Source organism: Pseudoroseomonas ludipueritiae (assembly GCF_014490445.1).
Taxonomy (GTDB): Bacteria; Pseudomonadota; Alphaproteobacteria; order Acetobacterales; family Acetobacteraceae; genus Pseudoroseomonas; species Pseudoroseomonas ludipueritiae.
This window is the reverse complement of record NZ_JACTUZ010000228.1, coordinates 1-4,993: the sequence shown is the minus strand read 5'-3', so window position 1 is coordinate 4,993 and position 4,993 is coordinate 1. Positions and strand designations below refer to the sequence as shown.

Annotated in this window: 7 protein-coding genes; 4 read left to right on the top strand and 3 right to left on the bottom strand. The window is 72.8% G+C overall.

The genetic code is table 11. From position 1 onward, the window contains the following. Positions 1-959: CCA tRNA nucleotidyltransferase (locus tag IBL25_RS24395; RefSeq protein WP_187781059.1), on the bottom strand; the 959-nt coding region annotated here is incomplete at its 3' end. Between the two features lie 120 nt (positions 960-1,079). Between IBL25_RS24395 and IBL25_RS24390 the strand changes: the two genes are divergently transcribed. After that, entirely contained in the window at positions 1,080-1,319 is a 240-nt protein-coding gene (locus tag IBL25_RS24390; protein WP_187781058.1) for a CsbD family protein, read from the top strand. Positions 1,320-1,335: 16 nt separating this feature from the next. Here IBL25_RS24390 and IBL25_RS24385 read toward each other — a convergent pair whose 3' ends face one another. Continuing rightward, the gene (locus tag IBL25_RS24385; protein ID WP_367615684.1) at positions 1,336-1,956 is read right to left on the bottom strand and encodes a CoA pyrophosphatase; all 621 of its coding nucleotides are present in this window, start codon (positions 1,954-1,956) and stop codon (positions 1,336-1,338) included. Next, positions 1,953-2,630, bottom strand: a complete 678-nt coding sequence (locus tag IBL25_RS24380; RefSeq protein WP_238940641.1) for a DUF1285 domain-containing protein — start codon at positions 2,628-2,630, stop codon at positions 1,953-1,955. The genes IBL25_RS24385 and IBL25_RS24380 overlap by 4 nt, the downstream gene beginning before the upstream one ends. A gap of 125 nt (positions 2,631-2,755) precedes the next feature. On the opposite strand from IBL25_RS24380, the gene IBL25_RS24375 reads away from it, so the two are divergent. The 3 genes from IBL25_RS24375 to IBL25_RS24365 form a co-directional block, all read left to right on the top strand. Further along, complete coding sequence (locus tag IBL25_RS24375) at positions 2,756-3,760, top strand: AAA family ATPase (RefSeq protein WP_187781057.1); 1,005 nt, start codon at positions 2,756-2,758, stop codon at positions 3,758-3,760. Continuing rightward, positions 3,753-4,619 (top strand): DUF58 domain-containing protein, encoded by an 867-nt coding sequence (locus IBL25_RS24370; RefSeq protein ID WP_238940640.1) that lies wholly within the window; start codon positions 3,753-3,755, stop codon positions 4,617-4,619. The genes IBL25_RS24375 and IBL25_RS24370 overlap by 8 nt, the downstream gene beginning before the upstream one ends. 9 nt (positions 4,620-4,628) lie before the next feature. Beyond that, positions 4,629-4,993: BatA domain-containing protein (locus IBL25_RS24365; protein ID WP_187781056.1), on the top strand; the 365-nt coding region annotated here is incomplete at its 3' end.

Genomic DNA, 4,993 nt, shown 5'->3' with positions numbered 1-4,993 from the left:
GGCGGCATGGCGGCCAGCCAGCGGCGTAGCGCGGCGCCCTCCAGGTCCGCCGCCGGGTGCAACGCGGGGTCCGCCAGGTGCCGCAGCCGCTCCGCCTCGGCCGAGGAAAACCGCAGGCGGCGGGCCAGGGCCTCCGTATCGGTGCCGGGCGCCAGCAGGGCCGCCAGCCGCGGCAGGGGTTCCACCGGGGCCTGAGGATTGGCCAGCAGGCGGGCCAGGGCGGTGCCCTCCCCCCCTGCTTCGGGCAGGATGGCGGGCAGCACGCCGGCCTCGCGCATCAGCGTCAGGGCTCCGCCGGGGTCGGGCGCTTCCAGCAGGCGCTTCAGCTCCATCCAGACCCGCTCGGCGGAAAGCCGCGCCAGCCCTGGCACGGCCTCGCGGATGGCGGCCAGCGCCACAGGGTCCGGCGCCCCGGTGCCGTAGCGGGCATGGAAGCGGAAGAAGCGCAAAAGGCGCAGGTAATCCTCCGCCATGCGCGTCGCCGGGTCACCCACGAAGCGCACGCGGCCGGCGGCAAGGTCGGCCCGACCGCCGAAGTAATCCCAAAGGTGTCCGCCGGCATCCATGGACATGGCGTTGAAGGTGAAGTCCCGCCGGGCGGCATCCTCGCGCCAGTCGGTGCTCCAGGCCACCTGGGCGTGGCGGCCATCGGTCACCAGGTCGCGGCGCAGGCTGGTGACCTCCACCGGCTGGTGCTCCAGCACGGCGGTGACGGTGCCATGCGCCAGCCCGGTCTCGAAGACCTTGATGCCGGCCTCCCGCAGCCGCCCGGCGGCTTCCTCCGGCGGCAGGGCGACGGCGACATCCACGTCATGCACGGGGCGGCCGGCCAGCAGGTCCCGCACCGCGCCGCCCACCACCCGCGCGCCCGGCAGCGCCGCCAGCACGGCGGCGGGCGCGCCTTCCGAGAGCGAGGCGGGCGGGTCGATGCGGTCGTGCGGCGGGTCGGGTTCGGTCATGGCGGCGGCAAGGCAGCACGTGACGATCTGTCACGCAATGCGGCCGCATCCAAACCGGCCAAGCCGCGTTGCTCAGCTGGAGGCCGGCGCCAGCCGGCGAAGACAGGATAGGAGACGAAAATGGTTGATGAAAACCGCGTGTCCGGCGCCGCCCGCGATGCCTTCGGCCGCGTGCAGGAAGCCGCCGGCAACCTGACCGGCGACAATCGCATGCAGGCGCGGGGCATGTACAACCAGGCCCACGGCTCGGCCGAGAACATGCTGGGCCAGCTCGGCGATTGCATCCGTGAGCAGCCGCTGACCTCGGTGCTGATCGGCGCCGGCATTGGCTATGTGCTGGGGCGCCTGCGGATCCTCTGATCCCGGCCCGGGCGCGCTACCGCAGCACCAGCGCCAGGTTACGCAGGATGGCGGCGGTGGCGCCCCAGACATAGTGCCGCTCATGCGGCCAGACCCAGAAGGCCCTTTCCCGCCCGCGGAAACGGGCCTTTTGCTGTTGTGGCAAGGCGGGGTCCAGCAGGCGCTTCAGGTCGTATTCGAAGATCAGGTCCACCTCGCCCGGCTCCGGCACCAGCTTCAGCGGCGGATGCAGCAGCGCCACCACGGGCGTGACGCGGTAGCCCGTGCCGGTCAGGTGGTCCGGCAGGCGGCCCATCACCTTCGGCAAGGCGGGGCCAAGGCCGATCTCCTCCCAGGCCTCGCGCAGGGCGGCCTGCTCGGCGCTCTCGCCCGGCTCCATGCGGCCGCCGGGAAAGGCGACCTGCCCGGCATGGCTGGAAAGCTTCGTGGTGCGCAGGGTCAGCAGCACCGTGGGCGAGGGATGCAGCACCACCGGCACCAGCACCGCCGCCGCCACCGGCCTGCCCACTTCCTCATGGCCCTCGGTCGCCGTGGGCTCGGCGCGGGCGAGGCGCACGGGGTCGCGCAGGCGCTGCGCGATCTCCGTCGCGCCCAGCGCCTCGATGGTGCCCAGCCCTTCTTCCGGCGGGGTGCTCACTTCGCGCTGGCGCGTGGCGCCCGGCCCTCGCCCCGGCTGGCGCGGCGGGGGGCGCGCGGCGCCTCGGCAGGCATGTCGTCGATGGGGAAGAAGACGCCCTCGCTCCAGACGCCGAGCACATCGCGGCCATCCACCTTCTCAGGCTCGGCCAGGGCAACCAGCTCGTAGAAGACGGCGCGGTTGATGCGCGCCTCCAGCCCACCGCGCACCTTCACATAAGGGCGAGGCTCCCGCGTGCGGGGGTCCACCGCGACGCGGATGGGGTGGTCGTGGTCGGCCGTCACCATCTCGTCCAGGTTGGTGCGGAAGGTCAGGCATTGCCGCCCCTCGCACTGCCGCCAGAAGACCTCCACGGCGATGAAGGGCGCGTCCTCCACCTCGATGCGGCCGCGCTCCACCGGGGTTTCCAGCCAGAAGGAGCCATCCTCTTCCCGCTTCAGCACGGAGGCGAAGAGGCAGACCAGCTCCTTCCGCCCGATCGGGCTGCCCTTGTAGTGCCAGGAACCGTCGCGGGCGATGCGCATGTCCAGCGTGCCGCAATCCACCCTCGGCCTGGGCGGGCGGCCTTCCCGCGCGCCGCCCGGGCGCAGCCCGGCCAGGGGAAGGCCGCAGGGATCGCCCCCGCGTGCGGCGATGGGGCGGCAGCAATCGCCGCTCACATCCGCCTGTTGCATTGCATTCAATGCTTTGTCCGTGCGCCCACTGGTCATACGCTTTCCAAGTCTCGCTCCTGGATCGTGGCGGCTGGCGAAGAACCTCCGGCCCCCCATATCCAGGCTATATAAGGAGCCCGACCGGCATGGTTGAAGTGGCGGACCCCACCGATCCCACCATCCTCGTTGCGGAGGTCGAGGCCCTTGGCACTCGGCTGGCCCGCGTCAAGGCCGCGGTTGGAGAAGTGATCTTCGGCCAGCCCGAAGTGGTGGAGCAGGTGCTGATCACCATTCTCTCCGGCGGCCATGTGCTGCTGGTGGGCGTGCCCGGCCTGGGCAAGACCCGGCTGGTGGAGACGCTCGGCACCGTGCTTGGGCTCCATGAGGGCCGGGTGCAGTTCACCCCCGACCTGATGCCCGCCGATATCCTGGGCAGCGAGGTGCTGGAGGAAGCCGAGGGCGGCCGCCGTGCCTTCCGCTTCATCAAGGGCCCGGTCTTCTGCCAGTTGCTGATGGCGGACGAGATCAACCGCGCCTCCCCCCGCACGCAATCGGCGCTGTTGCAGGCGATGCAGGAGCGCAAGGTGGCGGTGGCCGGCCAGTCCCACCCCCTGCCCGCGCCCTTCCATGTGCTGGCGACGCAGAACCCCATCGAGCAGGAAGGCACCTATCCGCTGCCCGAGGCGCAACTCGACCGCTTCCTGCTGGAAGTGAATGTCGGCTACCCGGACGAGGCCGCCGAGCGGCAGATGCTGCTGGCCACCACGGGTTCGCAGGATGCCAAGGCCCGCCCGGCCATCACGGCGGCGGAGCTGATGGCAGCGCAGGCGCTGATCCGCCGCATCCCGGTGGGCGAGCAGGTGCTGGAGGCCATCCTGAAGCTGGTGCGTGGGGCGCGGCCGGAAACCGGCTCTCTGGAATCGGTGCGCAAGCACCTGGCCTGGGGCCCCGGCCCGCGTGCCGCACAGGCGCTGATGTTGGCCACCCGCGCCCGCGCGGTGCTGGACGGGCGCTTGGCCCCCAGCGTGGAGGATGTGATCGCCCTGGCAGACCCGGTGCTGCGGCACCGCATGGCGCTGAACTTCTCCGCCCGCGCCGATGGCGTGCAGCTTTCCGACGTGATCGGCGCCCTGAAGGCCAGCCTTGGCTGAGACCGGCACGGCCCCGCGCGCCACCGCCCTGCGCGCCGAGGCGCTGGGCGCCCGGCTGCCGCCACTGGTGGTGGCGGCGGAGCGGGTGGCCGCGACGGTGATGCAGGGCGTCCATGGCCGCCGCCGCGCCGGCCAGGGCGACGCCTTCTGGCAGTTCCGCCCCTATACCCCCGGCGATGCGCTGAACCGGCTGGACTGGCGGCAAAGCGCCAAGTCCGACCGCCTCTTCGTGCGCGAAACGGAATGGGAGGCGGCCCAGAGCGTCGCCCTCTGGCGCGATGCCGGGGAGACCATGCGCTGGTCCTCCGGCAAGCTGCCGCAGAAGGTGGAGCGGGCCGAACTGCTGATGCTGGCCCTGGCCTCGCTCCTGCTGCGCGGGGGCGAAAGGGTGCGGCTGCTGGGCCTGCGGCGCGCCTTCGCCGGGCGCGGCGTCCTGCCCTCCCTCGCGGAAGCCATGCAGCGGCACATGGCGCCGCCGGGTGACGAAAGCCTGCCTCGCCATGCCCGCGCCGTGCTGTTTGGGGACTTCCTCCAACCGCTGGAGGAGACCCGCGCGGCGGTGGGCGCGCTCTCCGCCCGCGGCGTCACCGGGCATCTGGTGCAGGTGCTGGACCCGGCGGAGGAAACCCTGCCCTATACCGGCCGCATCCGCTTCGAGGCCCTGGCGGCCGGCGAGGACCCGCTGCTGCTGCCCCGCGTGGAAAGCGTCCGCGCCCTTTATGCCGAAAGGCTGGCGGCACATCGCGCCGGCCTCGCCACCATTGCCGCCGCCGCCGGCTGGCGCTTCACCACCCACCGCACCGATGCCCCGCCCGAGGCGGCGCTGCTGGCGCTGTGGCAGGCCCTCTCGCCCGGATAACCGCCCCCGATGCTGCAACTCGGCCCCATCGGCTTCGTGCTTCCCTGGTTGCTGCTGGCCCTGCCCCTGCTGCCGGCCATCTGGTGGCTGCTGCGCGTGACGCCCCCGGCACCGCGCCGGCAGGTCTTTCCGGCCTTGCGCCTGCTGCGGGACCTGCCGGCACCGGAGCAGACGCCCAGCCGCACGCCCTGGTGGCTGCTGCTGCTGCGCCTGGTGGCGGCGGCGCTGATCGTGCTGGGGCTGGCGCGGCCGGTCTGGGGACCCGGCGCCGGCACGGCGGGGGATGGCCCCTTGCTGCTGGTGATCGACGATGGCTGGGCCGCCGCGCCGGACTGGCCCGCCCGCGCTGCCGCCGCCCAGGCCGCGCTGGACAC